The organism is Mesorhizobium sp. YC-39, from assembly GCF_025753795.1.
In the GTDB taxonomy this organism is placed as follows: Bacteria; Pseudomonadota; Alphaproteobacteria; order Rhizobiales; family Rhizobiaceae; genus Mesorhizobium.
In genome coordinates this window covers 442,758-459,761 of record NZ_JAOWPS010000001.1, presented here as the reverse complement: position 1 = coordinate 459,761, position 17,004 = coordinate 442,758, and the positions used below count along the sequence as shown (strand labels likewise).

16 protein-coding genes are annotated in these 17,004 nt (G+C 63.1%); 7 read left to right on the top strand and 9 right to left on the bottom strand.

Features of this window, described 5'->3' with window-relative positions; translation table 11 throughout:
• Window positions 1–14 precede the first annotated feature (14 nt).
• Window positions 15–1,397, top strand: a complete 1,383-nt coding sequence (locus tag OHD62_RS02210; protein WP_263782269.1) for a sodium:proton antiporter — start codon at window positions 15–17, stop codon at window positions 1,395–1,397.
• On the opposite strand, the gene OHD62_RS02205 is transcribed toward OHD62_RS02210, so the two are convergent.
• The 8 genes from OHD62_RS02205 to gcvA all read right to left on the bottom strand — a co-directional run bounded on the left by OHD62_RS02205 (window position 1,398) and on the right by gcvA (window position 10,524).
• On the bottom strand, window positions 1,398–2,117 hold the full coding sequence (locus OHD62_RS02205) for an ABC transporter ATP-binding protein (RefSeq protein WP_263780591.1): 720 nt from the start codon (window positions 2,115–2,117) through the stop codon (window positions 1,398–1,400).
• Window positions 2,110–2,838 (bottom strand): ABC transporter ATP-binding protein, encoded by a 729-nt coding sequence (locus tag OHD62_RS02200; RefSeq protein WP_263780590.1) that lies wholly within the window; start codon window positions 2,836–2,838, stop codon window positions 2,110–2,112. Before OHD62_RS02200 ends, OHD62_RS02205 begins: the two co-directional genes overlap by 8 nt.
• Window positions 2,835–3,797: a branched-chain amino acid ABC transporter permease gene (locus OHD62_RS02195; protein ID WP_263780589.1), complete on the bottom strand. Its 963-nt coding sequence runs from the start codon at window positions 3,795–3,797 to the stop codon at window positions 2,835–2,837. Before OHD62_RS02195 ends, OHD62_RS02200 begins: the two co-directional genes overlap by 4 nt.
• Window positions 3,794–4,675 (bottom strand): branched-chain amino acid ABC transporter permease, encoded by an 882-nt coding sequence (locus OHD62_RS02190; RefSeq protein WP_263780588.1) that lies wholly within the window; start codon window positions 4,673–4,675, stop codon window positions 3,794–3,796. Before OHD62_RS02190 ends, OHD62_RS02195 begins: the two co-directional genes overlap by 4 nt.
• 218 nt (window positions 4,676–4,893) lie before the next feature.
• The gene (locus OHD62_RS02185) at window positions 4,894–6,195 is read right to left on the bottom strand and encodes an ABC transporter substrate-binding protein (protein ID WP_412177336.1); all 1,302 of its coding nucleotides are present in this window, start codon (window positions 6,193–6,195) and stop codon (window positions 4,894–4,896) included.
• Between the two features lie 153 nt (window positions 6,196–6,348).
• Window positions 6,349–7,809, bottom strand: coding sequence for a hypothetical protein (locus OHD62_RS02180; RefSeq protein ID WP_263780587.1), 1,461 nt, complete (start codon window positions 7,807–7,809; stop codon window positions 6,349–6,351).
• A gap of 193 nt (window positions 7,810–8,002) precedes the next feature.
• Window positions 8,003–9,307 (bottom strand): nicotinate phosphoribosyltransferase, encoded by a 1,305-nt coding sequence (gene pncB, locus OHD62_RS02175; protein WP_263780586.1) that lies wholly within the window; start codon window positions 9,305–9,307, stop codon window positions 8,003–8,005.
• A gap of 245 nt (window positions 9,308–9,552) precedes the next feature.
• Window positions 9,553–10,524, bottom strand: coding sequence for a transcriptional regulator GcvA (gene gcvA / locus OHD62_RS02170; protein WP_263780585.1), 972 nt, complete (start codon window positions 10,522–10,524; stop codon window positions 9,553–9,555).
• Window positions 10,525–10,734: 210 nt separating this feature from the next.
• Between gcvA and speB the strand changes: the two genes are divergently transcribed.
• The 5 genes from speB to OHD62_RS02145 all read left to right on the top strand — a co-directional run bounded on the left by speB (window position 10,735) and on the right by OHD62_RS02145 (window position 14,696).
• Complete coding sequence (gene speB, locus OHD62_RS02165; RefSeq protein WP_263780584.1) at window positions 10,735–11,796, top strand: agmatinase; 1,062 nt, start codon at window positions 10,735–10,737, stop codon at window positions 11,794–11,796.
• Window positions 11,797–11,878: 82 nt separating this feature from the next.
• On the top strand, window positions 11,879–12,679 hold the full coding sequence (locus tag OHD62_RS02160; RefSeq protein WP_263780583.1) for a transporter substrate-binding domain-containing protein: 801 nt from the start codon (window positions 11,879–11,881) through the stop codon (window positions 12,677–12,679).
• A gap of 83 nt (window positions 12,680–12,762) precedes the next feature.
• Window positions 12,763–13,431 (top strand): amino acid ABC transporter permease, encoded by a 669-nt coding sequence (locus tag OHD62_RS02155; RefSeq protein ID WP_263782267.1) that lies wholly within the window; start codon window positions 12,763–12,765, stop codon window positions 13,429–13,431.
• Window positions 13,428–14,075 (top strand): amino acid ABC transporter permease, encoded by a 648-nt coding sequence (locus tag OHD62_RS02150; RefSeq protein ID WP_263780582.1) that lies wholly within the window; start codon window positions 13,428–13,430, stop codon window positions 14,073–14,075. Before OHD62_RS02155 ends, OHD62_RS02150 begins: the two co-directional genes overlap by 4 nt.
• A gap of 255 nt (window positions 14,076–14,330) precedes the next feature.
• Entirely contained in the window at window positions 14,331–14,696 is a 366-nt protein-coding gene (locus tag OHD62_RS02145; protein ID WP_263782266.1) for a hypothetical protein, read from the top strand.
• Between the two features lie 55 nt (window positions 14,697–14,751).
• Here the strand turns inward: OHD62_RS02145 and OHD62_RS02140 are convergent, their stop codons facing one another.
• Window positions 14,752–16,155 carry an MATE family efflux transporter gene (locus OHD62_RS02140; protein WP_263780581.1) on the bottom strand — a complete coding sequence of 468 codons (1,404 nt, stop codon included), beginning with the start codon at window positions 16,153–16,155 and terminating at the stop codon, window positions 14,752–14,754.
• Window positions 16,156–16,417: 262 nt separating this feature from the next.
• Between OHD62_RS02140 and OHD62_RS02135 the strand changes: the two genes are divergently transcribed.
• Window positions 16,418–16,996 (top strand): histidine phosphatase family protein, encoded by a 579-nt coding sequence (locus tag OHD62_RS02135; RefSeq protein ID WP_263780580.1) that lies wholly within the window; start codon window positions 16,418–16,420, stop codon window positions 16,994–16,996.
• Window positions 16,997–17,004: the final 8 nt, after the last annotated feature.

Below are 17,004 nucleotides of genomic sequence, written 5' to 3'. Positions count from 1 at the left end.
TGGCGGCTGCCGCAATGCTGTTTCCGGGATCGGCAATCGCCGCCGAAAACCACGAACTGCCGGGCGCAACAATGTCGTTGTGGTGGGCACTGCCTTTCGTCGGGCTGCTGCTGTCGATCGCCACCGGGCCGCTGCTCTTCCATCATGTCTGGGAGCACCATTACGGCAAGGTCACCACTTTCTGGGCGGCCCTGGTGGTCGTGCCACTGGCAATCGCCTTCGGCATGCCCTCTGCCACGGAAGCGGTGCTGCACGCGCTGCTCACCGAATACATGTCGTTCATCATCCTGCTGTTTGCGCTGTTCACCATTTCGGGCGGCATTCTCGTTGCCGGCAACATCCATGGCACGCCGCTAGTCAATGCCGGATTGCTGCTGATCGGCGCTGTCCTCGCCTCGGTCATCGGGACGACCGGCGCCTCGATGATCCTGATCCGGCCGATCCTGCGGGCCAACGACAACCGGCCGTTCAACGCCCATGTCGCCATTTTTTTTATCTTCCTGGTGTCGAACATCGGCGGCTCGCTGACGCCGCTCGGCGACCCGCCACTGTTCGTCGGCTTCCTGCGCGGTGTCGACTTCTCCTGGACGGCCGCGAATCTCTGGCAGGAGACTTTGTTCGTCGGCGGCGTCGTGCTGGCCGTCTTCTTAGGTATCGACATCATCCTGCATCGCCGCGAGGACGGCGCGCCGAAGATCAAGGATCCGACGCCGGACACGAAGGTGCGCCTCCGCGGGCTGGCCAACATTCCACTGCTGGCAGGCGTGATAGGCGCGATCCTGCTTTCCGCCCTGTGGAAGCCGGGCGTGAGTGTCTCCGTGATGGGGGTCAGCCTCGAACTGCAGGATTTTGTGCGCGACGCCATCATCCTGGCGCTCGCCTTGCTGTCGCTTCGCGTCTCGTACAAGAGCCATCGCGAAGCCAACGGCTTCAACTGGGGCCCGATCGCGGAAGTGGCGAAACTGTTTGCCGGCATCTTCATTTGCATCGTGCCGGTGGTCGCCATCCTGAAGGCCGGTCATGACGGCGCGCTGGCGCCGCTGGTCTCGCTGGTCACCTCGCCCTCGGGCCAGCCCAACGACCTCGCCTATTTCTGGCTAACCGGGGCGCTGTCGTCGTTCCTAGACAATGCCCCGACCTATCTGGTGTTCTTCGAACTCGCCGGCGGCGACCCGCAGTATCTGATGACGGAATTCGCTTCGACGCTGGCGGCAATCTCGGCGGGTGCCGTTTTCATGGGCGCCAACACCTATATCGGCAACGCGCCGAACTTCATGGTCTACGCCATCGCCAGGCATCGCGGGGTCAAGATGCCCGGCTTCTTCGGCTACATGGCGTGGTCCGGTCTGGTGCTGATCCCGACCTTTTTGATCGCCGGGTTCCTGTTTTTTGGTTGATCAACCGACACCGACATAGCGGCGGACCGCCGACGGATCGGCGCGCAGTTGCTCGACATCGACCGTCTCGCGGTTGCGGCCGTTCTCGATGAAGGCAACACGGTCGGCGACCGACAGCACGGCATCGACCCGTTGCTCGACGAGAATGGTGGAAACGCCTGATACACGCAGCTTTGCCACCGTTTCGCGGATTTTTGCGATCATCGACGGCATCAGCCCTTCGGTCGGCTCGTCGAGCAGCAGCACCTGTGGTTCGAGGCACAGTGCCCTTGCCATGGCCAGCATCTGCTGCTCGCCGCCGGACAGCGTGCCGGAGCGCTGCCTCAGCCGCTGGCGCAGCAGCGGGAAAAGGTCGAGCACGTTTTCGCGCGTTGCCTTGCCCTTGTTGCGCGTCATCAGGCCGATCTCGATATTTTCCGCCACCGTCATCTCGGCGAACAGCCGCCGACCTTGAGGTACATAGGCGACGCCGGCCTTCGGCACTTCATGCGCCGGCAGCCCGGTCAATTCCTTGCCGTCGAGCCTGATTGAGCCGGCGCTCGCCGGGACAAGGCCCATGATCGCCTTCAGCGTCGTCGTCTTGCCGGCGCCGTTGCGGCCGAACAGGCAAAGCACCTCGCCCTTGTTCAACGCGAGGTCGAGGCCGTAGAGCACCTGGACCTCGCCGTAGAAGCAGTCGAGCCCGGAGATGGTGAGCGCCGTGGGCCGTGCTTCAGCCATGGGTCGCTCCGAGATAGGCATCCTGGACCTCGGTATTGGCGCGGATCTGCTCGGGCGTGCCTTCGGCCAGGATCCTGCCGGCGTTGAAGACGGTGATGCGGTCGGCAAGCTGCATGACGACCGGCATATTGTGCTCGATCAGAAGCACGGTGGCGCTTTTGGCGATCTCGCGCACCAGTTCGATGAAATTGTCGATCTCGCTGTCGGCCAGCCCTTGCGTTGGCTCGTCGAGGATCAGCAGGCGCGGTTTGAGCGCCAGCCCCATCGCCACTTCGAGCAGCCGCTGGTGGCCATAGGACAATTGCCCGGCCAGCATATGGGTGCGGTCGGCAAGGCCGGTGCGTTCGAGAGCCGCCATAACGCCGGCCTGCACCGCGCCCTTCGAGCGGCCGTCGGTCAGCGTGCGCTGCACCGGCAGCGCGACATTGTCGTAGACGCTGAGATTGGCAAAGACGCTGGTGATCTGGAAGGTGTAGGCGACGCCAAGCCGCACCCGGGCATAGGCCGGCAGATTGGTGATGTCGGCGCCATCGAAGACGACCATGCCTGAGGATGGCTGGATGCGACCGCTGACCAGGCTGACGAAGGTGGTCTTGCCGGCGCCGTTGGGGCCAATGACAGCGCGGATCTCGCCCGGCATCAGCGCGAAGTCGACATTGTCGACGGCGCGCAGGCCGCCGAAATTGCGCGACAGGCCCTTGGTGGTCAGCAGCGGCATCATGGCAGCCACGCGAGCCAGCGGTGACGGATGGTACCGAGAATGCCTTTCGGGAAAAACAGCACCAAAAGAATGAGCGCGATGCCGACGATCAGCAGATAGGCCGAGGTGTAGCCGCTGGTGATGTCGACGACATAATACATGAACAGCGTGCCGATCAGGGGCCCGAGCGTGGTGGCGCCGCCGCCGAGCAACACCCATAGCAGGGGCAGGATCGAATATTGCACGGAGGCAAAGCTCGAGCCGACATAGCCGAACAGCAGTGCGTAGGCGGCACCCGAAGCCGCACAGATGGTGCCGGACATGATGACGGCGGCGAGCTTGTTGGAAAAGGTGTCGTAGCCCAGCATCTTGGTCCGCTCCTCGTTCTCGCGGATGGCAACCAGCACGCGGCCATACCTGGAACGAACGACGGCGAGCGTGATCAGCAGGACGACCGAAAACAGTGTGAGCGCGCTCATGTAGCGGACGATCGGGTTGGTGAGGTCCAGCGATGTCGCGCCGAAGGTGAGCACTCGCGCCGGCTGCGGCACCACCATGCCCTGGTCGCCGCCGGTCCATGAAGCGAAATAGAGGATGACCAGGTAAAAGACCTGCGCGAACATCATGGTGACGATCATGAAAGCGACGCCGGAGGTGCGCAGTGCCAGGACGCCGATCACCAAGGAGAGAACCGCGCCGCAAACCACGCCGGAAGCGAAGGCGGTCGGAACGCTCCAGCCGAGATGGATGACGGCGAGACCCGCGCCATAGAGTCCGGCGGCAAAGAACATGGCGTGGCCGAGGCTGAGCAGACCGACATAGCCAAACAGCATATTGTAGCCCATGGCAAAGACAGCCAGCACCATGATGCGGGCGAGCAGGCCGTGATGATAGTCCGGCAGGACGAAGCTCAGGGCAAAAAGCAGCGCGATGACGCCGAGATGCAGTGCATAGGGTTTTGCCGGCGAAGCATCCTTCATCGCGACGCCGTTCCGAACAGGCCTTGCGGCCGGAACACCAGCACCATGGCGACCAGCAGGGTGGCGATGATCTTGGCCAGTGTCGGCGAGAAGAACACCGAGATGATGCCGTCCGACAGGCCGATGAGCACAGCGGCGACAAGGGTGCCGCGCAGCGAACCGAGGCCGCCGATGATGACGACGATGAAGGAAAGCAGCAGCGGATCCTGACCCATTAGATAATGCGCCTGGCTGATCGGCACGATCAGCACCGCGGCCACCGCCGCCAGCATGGCGCCGAGCGCGAAGACGCCGGCATAGACCCGGTCTACCGGAATGCCGAAAGCCTGCGCTGTTTCGCTGTCATATTGCGTGGCGCGCATGACCAAGCCGATTTTCGTGCGCGTCAGCACGAACCAGGTCGCCAGAAGCAGAAAGGCCGATGCCGCGATGATCGACAGCTTGTAGCCGGAATAGCCGAACCAAGGCAGCAGTATGCGATAGCTGAAGGGCGGCTCGACCGGCCGCGCCTCCGGACCGTAGAAGGTCAGCGCCAGTTGCTGGATGATGTAGAGCATGCCGATGGTGGCGACGATGGTGGCTTCGGGATTGTAGTTCAGCCGGCGCAGTACCAGGCGCTCGGCGACCAGGGCGATGGCGCCGACGATCAGCGGCGCCAGCACCAGTGCGGCCAGGAAGCCGAGCGCCGGATGGCCTGATATCGCCGTCGAGATCGCCCAGGCCAGCACCGCGCCCAGCATGAAGAATTCGCCGTGGGCGACATTGACGACGCGCATGACGCCGAACACCAGCGACAGGCCGAGCGCCGTCAGCGCCAGCACGGCGGAAGTGACGAAGCCTTCGAGGGCGGCGAGGAGAAGGTGGGGTCCGAAGTGCATCGGCTAGGCACCGGCGGATGCGCGAGGCACCCCCCTCTGTCCTGCCGGACATCTCCCCCGCAAGGGGGGAGATCGGATTTCACCGCGGGTTTCGCCAATCAGCGGCGCCGGTTGATGCGTACTGCCGCACGAACTGCCGATCTCCCCCCTTGCGGGGGAGATGTCCGGCAGGACAGAGAGGGGTGACTTGGCTCCCACGCTTGCAAGCAAAGCTGTGTCTACAACGACTGCGTCGTGTAATCCCCTTCCGGCTCGTAGAGGCCGTCCTCGATCTTGGTCTTGTGGACGACATTCAGCCGGCCGCCTTCGACCTTGGAGATGTTCTGGATGCCGAAGCACTGGTGGATCTTGCCGTTGAAGGTCTTTGGCCCCTGCGGATGCTCTGGCCCCTCGGCAAACTCGGTCAGCGCCTCGGTCGCCTCGACCAGCTTGGCGCGGTCTTCCGGCCCCTTGTAGCCGGCGTCCTCCATCGCCTTCTTGACGACATAGAGCGTTTCCCAGCAGCCGAACATGTGCGCGGCGGTGGAGACGTCCTTGGGATCGCCGACGGCAGCGCCATTGTCGTCGATGCCGACGGCGGCGCGGTAGGCCTTCTGCGCGGCGGAATCGTCAGGCTGGGCATAACGCGGCGAGCCTTCCCAGAAATGGCTGCCGTCGAGGAATTCGAGGCCGGGGCTGTTGATGTCGGTGGCTTCGAGCGAATCGATGAAGCCGAACAGCTGCGGCCGGTTGGAGCCGTAGAATTCGCCGAGCTCCTTGACGAAGGTAAGCACCGCCGGGCCGACCATGACGTGGTAGATCACCTCGGTCTCGGCCGGGATCTGCGGGAAGTATTTGGTGAAGGAGGATTCCGTCGGCGGGATGGCGATCTGGGCGATGACCTCGGCTCCCTGCGCCTTCAGCGCCGGCGGCAGGTAGTCGCGATGGTCGTAGCCGAAGGCGAAATCGGGAAAAATCTGTGTCACCTTCTTGCCGGCGTTCGCCGCGATCCACGGCGCCATCGCCTGGATCTGGCTCTTCACGTCGGTGATGCCGGGCTGGAAGACGTAGCGGTTGAGCTTGGTCGAGGCGACGTGGTGACCTTCGCTGACGACAAAGTAAGGCATCTTGGCCTCGCCGGCGGCGGGCGCCGAGCCAATGACGACGTGTGAGAACAGCGTACCGAAGACGATGTCGGTCTTGTGCTGGGTGGCGAATTTGCCGACCACCTCGGCGCCACGGCCGGGATCGGTACCGTCATCCTCGATGATCACCTCAACCGGGCGGCCGTTGATGCCGCCAGCGTCGTTGATCGCCTTGATCGCGGCTGCCGTGGTCTTCTCATACCAGCGGCCATAGGCGGCGCCGATGCCGGTGCGGTGCGACTGGAAGCCGATCTTGATCGGCGCCGAGCTCTGTGCCTGGCTGTATCGGACGAACCCGGGGGCGACGGCGAGACCGGCGCCTGCGGCCAAACCTTTCAGCGCCGTGCGGCGGGTAAGACCGGTTTTCGAGAGATCGAAAGTCTTGCTCTTGTCCATGATGCCGTTCCCCTTGTTCAGCGTTCCGAGCGAAAAGTCAGCTCATTTCCGGAAGTCGAAAAATTGCATGTGTACAAACTAAATCACCAAAGTCCGGACACGGCAATGCCGGTTCCCTAGGGTAATCCCGGTTTATTTTCCAGCGCAAAAGCCTCAGCCAACCGTCGGCGTGGCAAGCAGCCACAGGCCGAAAACCGTGTAGGCGATCATCAGCACGGTGAGCGGGAATTGGCTGATCGCGGCCCGGCTGGGAACGGGGTGCAACCGCCAGGCGAGGCCATGGGCGACAAGCACGGCAAGCATGTGGCCGGCGATGATGACGCCGGCCTGCAGATTCCACAGCCACCACGCCGAGTCGGCGCCGGCGACCACGCCGGCTTCGATCTCCATGTCGGCGGTGCCGAACAGGTTCCAGCCCAAGGCGAACGGGTCGGAAAGGGTAGTAACCGCATACTGGCCGTCAACGAGAAGCGCCGTCAGATAGTGCGCAAAATGATAGGCGAGCGCGATCGGCACGATCGACCAGACCAGCAGTCCCGCCGCCTCAGGGAAGGTATGCTTGCTGCCGACCAGACGCTGGCCAAGGCCAACGGCAAGCATGAAAGCTGCCGCAAGCAGGACAAACGTCAGCACAAGCCCGAAACTGCCGATGCCCATCAGCGCTGTGCGGCCCGGAAACTCCAGCGGATTGATGCCGAACCAGCCCAGCCAGGAGAAGGTTCTCGACAGGCCGTCGAAGGATACCGAAGACAGGGCAAGCAGCAGGAAAGCGATACCGCTCGACGGCAACGGCGCGGCATCGAGCAGCTTGGCGCCCGGCCAGCAGAGATCGAGCCGGCCGTCATCGTTGCGCTCGTCTTCGGTGCGCCCAAGGAAGGCAAAGCGTGCCACCATGGCGAAGAAGACTGTCAGGAATTCGCCACGCCGGCTCCAGTCGGGGTAGCCAAAGACCAACATGCCGGCAAAGCTCAGCAGCCAATAGAGGCCGGCTACCGAGGCCAGACGCGCCGGATCGTCGGGCGCCGGGTCGATCAGTTCGAACCAGGCGAAGGCGAAGAACAGTATGACGGCCGGCCAGCAGCCGAGCCATGCGGGAAGGCGCGGCTCCTGCGTTTCGTCGCCGCGTCTGCCGATCAGGCGGGTTGCCAAGCGCCAAGGCCCGTACCAGGGGTTCAGCCAGGACCAGAGATCGCCGAGCAGGCCTTGCAGGAGGGCCAAGCCCACCCAAAGCAGCGTCCATACGACCAGTGGCAACGGGTTGGAAAGCGGATCGCGGCTACCGAACAGGCCGGCGGCGATGAGGACTGCAAAGCCGGCAAAGGATATCAGGCTGATGATCGTCCTGAGACCATCGCCAAAGGCGAAAAGCGGCAACCGCCGGCGCCAGAAGCGGTCGAGCGCGTCGGGCGGCAGCAGGGCCAGCACGAGGAAGCTGACGGCAACCGCAAGTGCACCGCCGGCGACATAGTAGCCCGTCGGCAAGAGCAGGACGTGGCCGCGGTCGGAGGCGTGGGCGAAGGCGGGGGTGGGCGATACGAAACACAGGGCTGTAAGCAATAGAGCCAACGAAAGACGATGGCGCTCTACGGCGCTCCCCTCTGTCCTGCCGGACATCTCCCCCACAAGGAGGGAGATCGGCAGTTCGCTCGATCGGCGCCTTCCATGCGACGTTGGAGGTTGACGAAGGTGTGGATGACCGCCAATCTCCCCCCTCGTGGGGGAGATGTCCGGTAGGACAGAGGGGGGCGCGAAGGAACTCAGCCTATCCAACTTTGCTGCCCCTGCGTGGCGACGTCAGCCCCGGCACTCAAACCTTGACCAGCTGCTCCACGCGGTCTTTTTCGCCGAAGATCCTGAGATAGCGCTCGATCTCCCTGGGATCACCCGTGGCCTTGGCCGGGTTATCCGACAGCTTCACCGCCGGCCTTCCATTGGCTTCGGTGACCTTGCAGACCAGCGATATGGCATCGAGGCTGTTGGTTTCGGTCGGCGCACAGCCCTCGAAATCATTGGTCAGATTGGTGCCCCAGCCGAACGACATGCGCACCTTGCCGCGAAAGTGTCGGTAGGTTTCCTCGATGGTCTCGACCTCGAGCCCGTCGGAGAAGATGAGCAGCTTCTGTTTCGGGTCCTTGCCCTTCTCGCGCCACCAGGAAATGATCTTCTCGCCGCCCTCGATCGGCGGCGCGCTGTCGGGTCGGAAGCCGGTCCAGTCGGCGACCCAGTCCGGCGCGTCGCGAAGGAAGGAAGCGGTGCCGAAGGCGTCGGGCAGCACGATCAAAAGGTTGCCGCCATAATAGCGCTGCCAGTCCTGCAGCACCTTATAGGGCGACTGTTTCAATTCCTTTTCCGACTTGGCGAGTGCGGCGAACACCATCGGCAATTCATGCGCGTTGGTGCCTAGCGCTTCGAGGTCGTTGTCCATGGCAAGCAGCACGTTGGAGGTGCCGGTGAAGGCCTCGCCGATGCCCTCCTTCAGCGCTTCGACGCACCAACGCTGCCAGAGGAAGGAATGGCGGCGGCGGGTGCCGAAGTCGGAGATGCGGATGCCGGGCAACGCTTTCAGCCGCTCGGTCTTGGCCCACATCTTGGCCTTGGCGCGGGCATAGAGCACATCGAGCGCGAAAGGCCCGAAGGCTCGCATGGCCGCGCGTGAGCGCAACTCATTGATGATGGCGAGCGCCGGGATCTCCCACAGCGTCGTGTACATCCACGGACCGCTGAAGGAGAGTTCGTACTGGCCGTCGCGCCTGGAGAGCTCGTAGTCGGGCAGGCGGAAATTCTCCAGCCAGGCGAGGAATTCCGGCTCGAAGATCTGCTTGCGGCCGTAGAAATTGTTGCCGCCAAGCCAGATCATCTCCTTCTTGGAAAAGCGCAAGGTGCGGGCATGGTCGAGCTGGTCGCGCAGCTCCGCCTCATCGATCTCGTCGGCAAGGCGGACCGGGGTGGTGCGGTTGATCAGCGAGAAGGTGGCGTCGACCTTGGGATACATGCCCCAGATCATCTGCAGCATCAAAAGCTTGTAGAAATCGGTGTCGAGCAGGCTGCGGACGATCGGGTCGAGCTTCCAGGTGTGGTTGTAGACGCGCCGCGCTATATCGGTCTTAGCCATATCTCGATGCCGCCTTCGCTGCTCGCTTAAGCCTTTGTTTTATGCATGTCGTTTTTCCCAAAACCGCTACGCACCCTCGGGTCAAGCCCGAGGGCATGCTTTTGGGCGACATGCATTGGCCGAATGCCTATTGGGGCCGAATGCCTATTAGCATTGAATTTTCGAAAGCGCTGCCCGCTTTGCGGGCTGGCCTGACAAAAAGAAAATCTTGCGGCATGCACTGCGTTTCATCCGAAGCGGCCTCACTAGGCCGGTTTGGCGCCGATGACCCTGAGCGCCGGGCGCTTGCGGCGGATGCCTATGCGGCCCGCCACCGGTGCGTCGGCGCGGCTGTCGGCCTGCTCCTTCTCGGCGAATAGCCAGTCGATGAACAATTGCACGATCGGCGTCGAGCGCATCTCGTTGCGGCAGACGACGTAGAAATCATCGACCGCCGGCACCGACAGGCTGAACGGCGCGACCAGCAGTCCTCTGGCAAGCAGCGTGCTGGCGGTGACGGAATCGCCTAACGCCACGCCATGGCCGTGGACTGCAGCTTCGGTTGCCGTGCGGGCGTCGCCGAGATGGTGGCGGCGGCCGCGCTCCAGATCCAGCCCGTCGGCGGCCGCCAGCCAGGTGTGCCACTCGCGGCCGTCGTCGCCATGCAGGAAGACGTGGTCGGCGAGATCGCGCACGGTGCGGATCGGCCGGTTGTTGATCAGCGTCGGGCTGACCACCGGGAACAGTTCGAGGCCCGACCATTTGCGCATCCAGCAATCGGTCCAGCTGCCATCGCCATAGTGCACGCAGACGTCGATTTCAGGCGCGCGGATGTCCCTGGCGTCATTGGAGGGGATCAGCGTCAGCCTGATATCAGGATATTGCGCCATGAAGCTGCCCAGCCGCGGCGTCATCCAGAGCAAGAGCAGCGCCGGCACACAGGACACCGAGAGCGTGCCGGCGCTGGCCGGCCTGGTCATGCGCTGTGTGGCGGCGGCTATGCCGTCGAAAGCGGTCGACACCGCCGGCAAAAGTTCGGCACCGTGCGGTGTCAGCTTCACCCGCTGTCCCGTGCGTTCGAACAGCCTGACGCCGAGCGATCGTTCGAGCGCCTTGATCTGATGACTGATGGCGCCATGGGTGACGTTGAGCTCGGCGGCTGCCTTGGTCAATGAGGCGTGGCGGGCCGTCGCCTCGAAGGCACGCAGCGGATTTAACGGAGGCAAACGTTTGGCCATGGATAGCCGGATCCACTGTGAGATTTTCTCACAATCGACACCCTAACAATATCAATTGATTTTTCAATGCGGCTGCCAGACACTTTGCCTGCAATAACATCAAGACGTGACATCTGCAGGCAGCCAGCGGGACAGCGTCTCGGTCGGATGACGGTCATCGCCGAGCGTCGCCGATGGTCGCACTAGACCAGCCATCGAGGAGAAGCGGACATGGGTTATAATAGCGGCAAGCTCGAAGCGTTGCGTCGCAAATATGGCGAAAGCCATGGCGGCGAGATGTTCGACCCGAAATTCCGCAAGGTCGCCGACAAGATCTTTTCCAAGAGCGGCACGCGGCTGGCGCCCTATTCCGGTATCCCGACCTTCCTCGCCGCGCCCTACCGGCAAATCGCCGCCGACAATCCGGATTTTGGCGACCTGCAGGTGGCGATGATCGGCGTGCCGATGGATCTCGGCGTCACCAACCGGCCGGGCTCGCGCTTCGGACCGAGGGCGCTGCGCTCAATCGAGCGCATCGGCCCCTACAATCATGTGCTGGAATGCGCACCGACGCATGAGCTTCGGGTGGCCGACATCGGCGACACGCCTTTCCAGAGCCGCTACCGACTGGAGACCAGCCATGACGATATCGAGCGCCGCACCAACCAGATCGTCGATGCCGGCGTAATTCCGTTGTCAGTCGGCGGAGATCATTCGATCAGCCATCCGATCCTGAAGGCGGTCGGCAAGAAGGCGCCGGTCGGCATGATCCATATCGACGCCCATTGCGACACCAGCGGGTTGTTCGACATGACCAAGTTCCACCATGGCGGGCCGTTCCGCAACGCGGTGCTGGACGGCGTGCTTGACCCGACCCGCACCATCCAGATCGGCATCCGCGGCTCAGCCGAATATCTGTGGGAGTTCACCTATGAATCCGGCATGACCGTGGTGCATGCCGAAGAGGTGACCGGCCTCGGCGTCCCCGCCATCATCGAGAAGGCGCGCAAGATCGTGGGCGACGGTCCGACCTATGTCTCCTTCGACGTCGACAGCCTCGATCCGGCCTTTGCGCCGGGGACCGGCACACCGGAAGTCGGCGGCCTGACGACGCGCGAAGTGCTCGAACTGCTGCGCGGCCTCAAGGGCCTCAACATCGTCGGCGGTGACGTCGTCGAGGTGGCGCCGCAATATGACGCGACCACCAACACGGCACATGCCGGGGCGCAGGTGCTGTTCGAAATCCTCAGCCTGATGGTGTTCAGCCCGGCAATCACCGGCAAGCGCGCCTGACCCACTGACAAATCGAAGATGGCCGCCGCGCTGGAGCCGGCGGCCATACTCAACAAAACAAGCTTCCAGCAGGGGAACGACAATGACACTTCACATAAAGCTCAAATCATCCATCGCCGCCGCGCTGATGCTCGCCGGCTTTGGTTTCACCACTCAGGCCAACGCCGACGCGGTCGACGACATCACCAAGGCTGGCGCCATCAATGTCGGCATCTTCTCGGACTTTCCGCCCTTCTCCTCGGCCAGCGCCGATATGAGCATCAAGGGCTATGACGTCGACGTCGCGCAGGCAATCGCCGATTCCCTGAAGGTGAAGCTCAATTTGGTCAGCGTCACCGGCCAGAACCGCATCCCGTATCTCACCGACAAGCGCGTCGACATACTGATGAGTGTCGGCTACTCCAAGGAGCGCGAGCAGGTGATCGATTTCGCCGCTGCTTACGCGCCCTACTACATCGCCGTCATCGGTCCGGCCGCACTTGCGGTCAAAGGCAAGGAGGACCTTGCCGACAAGTCGATCGCCGTTAACCGCGGCACGCTTGAGGATACTTCGCTGACCGAGGCTGCACCATCTTCAGCCGACATCCGCCGCTTCGACAACTACAATTCCGTCATCCAGGCTTTCATCTCCGGCCAGACCCAGCTGATGGTCGTCGGTAACGATGTCGGCGCCCAGGTGCTTGCTCGCCAGGAGGCGCTGAAGCCGGAGCAGAAATTCCAGCTGCTGACCTCGCCCTCGCATATTGGCCTCAACAAGAACGAGGACCGGCTGAAGCAGGCGGTCAACGACGCCGTCGCCAAGATGCTGGCCGACGGCAAGCTGGATGAGAGCTCGAAGGCCTGGCTCAAGACGCCGCTCAATCCCGACAACCTCAAGGATTGATCTCCAGAGCCTGTTCCATCCCGATGGAATCGGGATGGGGCTCTGTTTTGGGGATCATGCTCCAGAGCGACAGGACCATTGCGATGGGCTATGGCCTAGACTTCGGCTGGCTTGCCGACGCGACGGGCGCGATTGCGCGCGGTGCGGTCACGACGATCCTGTTGATCGTCGTGACCACGCTAGCGGGCACGTTCCTCAGCATCCTCGGCGCGGCGGGGCGGCGAAACGGCCCCATGCTGCTCAAGCGGGCAATCGGCGTCTATGTCGAGGTGATGCGAAACACGCCGTTCCTGGTGCAGCTCTTCTTCATCTTCTTCGGGCTGCCCAGCATCGGCATAAGGCTCGATCCGATCCTGGCCGCCATGCTGGCGATGACGCTCAACATGGCGGCCTACACGATCGAGATCGTCGGCGCCGGGCTGGACGCGGTGCCGCGCGGACAGACGGAGGCAGCGCTGGCGCTTGGGCTCAGGCCACGCCAGGTGTTTATCAAGATCGTGCTGCCGCAGGCGCTGAAGGTGATCTATCCGGCGCTGACCAGCCAGATCATCATCATGATGCTGGAATCGGCCGTCGTGTCGCAGATCGCGGTGCGTGAACTGACCTATGAGGCCGACATGCTGCAGGCGCGCACCTTCCGCGCCTTCGAGACCTATCTGGTGGTGACGATTGTCTATCTCGTCTTGTCAATGGGGCTGCGCCGGCTGCTGGTGTCAGGCGGGCGCCGGGTTCTCGGAGCCGGCGTGTCATGATCGAATTCACCTTCTGGGACATTTTGCGCAACCTGCTGCTGGCAGCGCGCTGGACAGTGCTTCTGTCGCTGGCCGCCTTCGTCGGCGGCGGCGTGGTCGGCTTGGTCGTGCTGTTCTTCCGCATAGCCAAGAATAAATGGAGCCGGCGCATTGCCTCGGGCTACATCGCGCTGTTCCAGGGAACGCCGCTCCTGATGCAGCTCTTCCTGATGTTCTTCGGCCTGCCGATGCTTGGGCTTCGCATCGAGCCGTGGACGGCGGCAGCACTTGGCCTGACCTTATTCGCCAGCGCCTATCTGGCCGAGATCTGGCGCAGCGGCGTCGATGCGCTGCCGCGCGGCCAGTGGGACGCCGGCGCCAGCCTCGGCCTTCACTATCTTCAGGAGTTGAGGCTGATCATCCTGCCGCAGGCGTTTTCGATCACCCGCGCGCCGACCGTCGGCTTCCTGGTGCAGCTGATCAAGTCGACGGCGCTAACCTCGATCATCGGCTTCGAGGAGTTGGTGAGAACCTCCAACGCGATCAACAACGCGACCTTCGAGCCGTTCAAGGTCTACGGGCTGGTCGCCTTGATCTTCTTCGTCATGTGCTTTCCACTGACGCAGTACGCTCGCTCGCTCGAACGGCGCGCGGCTGCAAACTAGGAAGCTGTCTCGGCGGTTAATGGTCAGCAGTCATTCGGGATAGTCCGGTTCTGCGTTATAAAGAACGATTGATAACGACAACCGTGTTTCCGGCTGCCTCATCGGAGCTAGCGCCTTGTGGGACGAAGAGTTCTGTGTACTTTCCACGATGTTCTGGAGCAATTCCAGGAAAAGTGTGTAACGGTTTTCCCGGGAAAAGCGCGTAGCGCTTTCCCTAGGGAATTGCGTAAAAACAAATACTTAAAAGGCTTCGGGATGAGAATTGCAATGCTGGTCGCGTTGACCGCGACATTGGCTGGATGCGTGACCTCTCCGGTCGAGTACGAAACGTCGCTTTCGCAGCAGGACCCGAAATGGCTGTCGCCGGAATGCCAGCAAGCTCGCATGGCGGCTTCTGACTACGACGCTCGCGAAAAAGAGCATCCGGGGTGGGGCTTCGGCGTCTTGCTTGGCCCCTACTCACTAGGGCTCGTGGCAGCCATCAAGGAGCACGAGCAGAAGCAACGAAAGTTGTTCGCCCGCGAGGTACACTTGCAGTGCTCAGGTCTGCCACTGCCGAAGGAGCTGCAGGGCGATTCGAGCGCCCAGGACGCGATTGCAAATCAGACGAAATATCCATAGGCATCACGACCCACCCTCCTTCGCCGACCAAGGCTCTACGAGGGGGTACCGGCCATCAATGGCCGAAGGCGAGCGGCGGCGCGATGCGGTCGCGTCGCAGCCAGCGGGCCATGAGCAGCGCCGCCACCACCGCCAGTCCCGACGACAGACCGATCCAGATGCCGACGCCATTGAAGCCGAAATGGAACGCCAGCAGCACGCCAAGCGGCAGCCCGACGCCCCAATAGCCGATCGCGGCGTAGATCATCGGCACCTTGGTGTCGTGCAGGCCGCGCAGCATGCCAGAAGCAACCGCTTGGGCGCCGTCGAAAATCTGGAAAAGTGCTGCAAAGGCCAGGAACGACACGGCAAGTGCGATCACTCTGGCGTTGGCCGGATTGCCGAGATCGATGAAGGCGCTGATCAAGAGATGCGGCCACAGGATCATCACCAACCCCATCAGCGCCATGAAGGACACGCCGATGACAAAGGCGGTCCAGCCGGCACGGGAAACACCTTCCGGATTGCCGGCGCCATGGGCAAGCCCGACCCGCACCGTGGCGGCCTGGTTGAGGCCAAGCGGCACCATGAAGGAGATCGAGGCGATCTGGATGGCGATGGCGTGTGCTGCCAGCGAATCCGCGTCGATCAGACCCATGAGCAGAGCCGCCGCATTGAAGATCGTCACCTCGAAGGCAAGGATGCCGGCAATCGGCAGGCCGAGCCGCAGCAACCCCTTGAAGCGCGGCCAGTCGGCCCGCCAGAAGCGCCCGAACAGACGGTAGCGGCGAAACTTCGGCTCCAGCATCAGCACCGCCGCCATGCCGGCGAACATCAGCGTGCTGGACAGCGAGGTGGCGAGGCCCGAGCCGGCAATGCCCATCGCCGGCACGCCGAGATTGCCGAACATGAACACCCAATTGAACAGGGCGTTAAAGACGACAGCGACGAAGACAATGATCAGCGCCCAGCCCGGCCGCTCCAGCGCCGAGATGAACGAGCGCAGCACGATATAGCCATAGAAAGGCAGCACCGCCCATTCCAGCCAGCGCAGATAGATGCCGGCCTGATGCGCCAACGCTGGCTCCTGGCCCATGGCCAGCAGAATTGGCTCGCCGTACCAGAGAAAGATGAAGATCGGGATCGAGATGAGGATCGCCAGCCACAGGCCCTGCCGCACGGTGCGGCGCAGGTCACGCACGGAATGGCGGCGGCGGCCGAGCTCGGTCGCCATCATCGGCGAGGTCGCCAGCATCAGGCCGAGCCCGAAGATCATCGGCATGAAATAGAGGTTGGCGCCGAGCGCGCCGCTGGCCAGCGTGTCCGGCCCCAGCCGGCCCATCATCATGACGTCGGTGGCGGTCATGGCGGTCTGGCCGAGATTGGTCAGCACCATCGGCCAGGCGAGCGCCAGCATCGCCCTGATTTCCTGACGCCAAAGATTTTCCGGCGCGCGAGCGCCGGCTTCTACCGCAGACATTGTTTCGCCTATCCGATTGCGGCGCATCGGCCGAAAGCCGGAAGCCGCGTCTCAGCGCGGAAAGTGGCCATGGTCGGCCCGGATTCCGCATTACGGCACGGCTTGTCCACGAAATGGGCAGCTATGGCAAGAGGCTGGTCTCGGCAAAGGTTAAGCCAGCAAGCTGCGTGGTATTCAAACTCGCACTTGGCGGCGCTGCGGAAGCCGCTATGGTTTGCGCCACCGGCAGTTCTGCCGGAAACTGCCATCGAAAGGCATGCGGATGAGCGCGTTTGCGGAAATCACTCTGGTCCGGCACGGGGAGACCGAATGGAGCGCATCCGGAAAGCACACGGGGCGGACCGACATACCGTTGACCCCTGCCGGCGAGGAGGCCGCCCGCCGGGTCGCTGAGCGCCTGCAGAGCCTGTCGTTCCGGGCCGTGTGGTCGAGCCCGTCACAGCGCGCCTTCAGGACCTGTGCGCTGGCCGGCTTCGGTTCGGCTGGCCTGAAAAAGCCTGATCTGGCGGAATGGGACTACGGCGCCTACGAAGGGCTGACCACGAAGCAGATCCTCGCCGAGCGTCCCGGCTGGCGGCTTTTTCGCGACGGCTGTCCGAACGGCGAGATGGCGCAGGATGTGGGCGCGAGGGCGGACCGGATCGTCAGCAAGCTGCGTGCCGTCAACGGCAATGTCCTGGTGTTTTCAAGCGCGCATTTCCTGCGGGTGCTGGCGGCGCGCTGGCTCGGCCTGCCGCCGCAACACGGCGCCCTCTTTGTCCTGGATACCGCCAGCATAAGCGTGCTTGGCTACGAGCACGACCTTGGCGAACCGATCGTCCGGCGCTGGAACCAGAGATAGCGGCGAAA

Coding starts and splice junctions, on each gene's coding strand:
- OHD62_RS02135 (WP_263780580.1), top strand. CDS start 16,418: ATGAGCGCGTTTGCGGAAATCACTCTGGTCCGGCACGGGGAGACCGAA.
- OHD62_RS02150 (WP_263780582.1), top strand. CDS start 13,428: ATGATCGAATTCACCTTCTGGGACATTTTGCGCAACCTGCTGCTGGCA.
- OHD62_RS02145 (WP_263782266.1), top strand. CDS start 14,331: ATGAGAATTGCAATGCTGGTCGCGTTGACCGCGACATTGGCTGGATGC.
- OHD62_RS02185 (WP_412177336.1), bottom strand. CDS start 6,195: ATGGACAAGAGCAAGACTTTCGATCTCTCGAAAACCGGTCTTACCCGC.
- OHD62_RS02200 (WP_263780590.1), bottom strand. CDS start 2,838: ATGATGCCGCTGCTGACCACCAAGGGCCTGTCGCGCAATTTCGGCGGC.
- speB (WP_263780584.1), top strand. CDS start 10,735: ATGGGTTATAATAGCGGCAAGCTCGAAGCGTTGCGTCGCAAATATGGC.
- OHD62_RS02140 (WP_263780581.1), bottom strand. CDS start 16,155: ATGTCTGCGGTAGAAGCCGGCGCTCGCGCGCCGGAAAATCTTTGGCGT.
- pncB (WP_263780586.1), bottom strand. CDS start 9,307: ATGGCTAAGACCGATATAGCGCGGCGCGTCTACAACCACACCTGGAAG.
- OHD62_RS02210 (WP_263782269.1), top strand. CDS start 15: ATGCTGTTTCCGGGATCGGCAATCGCCGCCGAAAACCACGAACTGCCG.
- OHD62_RS02190 (WP_263780588.1), bottom strand. CDS start 4,675: ATGCACTTCGGACCCCACCTTCTCCTCGCCGCCCTCGAAGGCTTCGTC.
- OHD62_RS02155 (WP_263782267.1), top strand. CDS start 12,763: ATGGGCTATGGCCTAGACTTCGGCTGGCTTGCCGACGCGACGGGCGCG.
- OHD62_RS02180 (WP_263780587.1), bottom strand. CDS start 7,809: ATGTCCGGCAGGACAGAGGGGAGCGCCGTAGAGCGCCATCGTCTTTCG.
- OHD62_RS02195 (WP_263780589.1), bottom strand. CDS start 3,797: ATGAAGGATGCTTCGCCGGCAAAACCCTATGCACTGCATCTCGGCGTC.
- gcvA (WP_263780585.1), bottom strand. CDS start 10,524: ATGGCCAAACGTTTGCCTCCGTTAAATCCGCTGCGTGCCTTCGAGGCG.
- OHD62_RS02205 (WP_263780591.1), bottom strand. CDS start 2,117: ATGGCTGAAGCACGGCCCACGGCGCTCACCATCTCCGGGCTCGACTGC.
- OHD62_RS02160 (WP_263780583.1), top strand. CDS start 11,879: ATGACACTTCACATAAAGCTCAAATCATCCATCGCCGCCGCGCTGATG.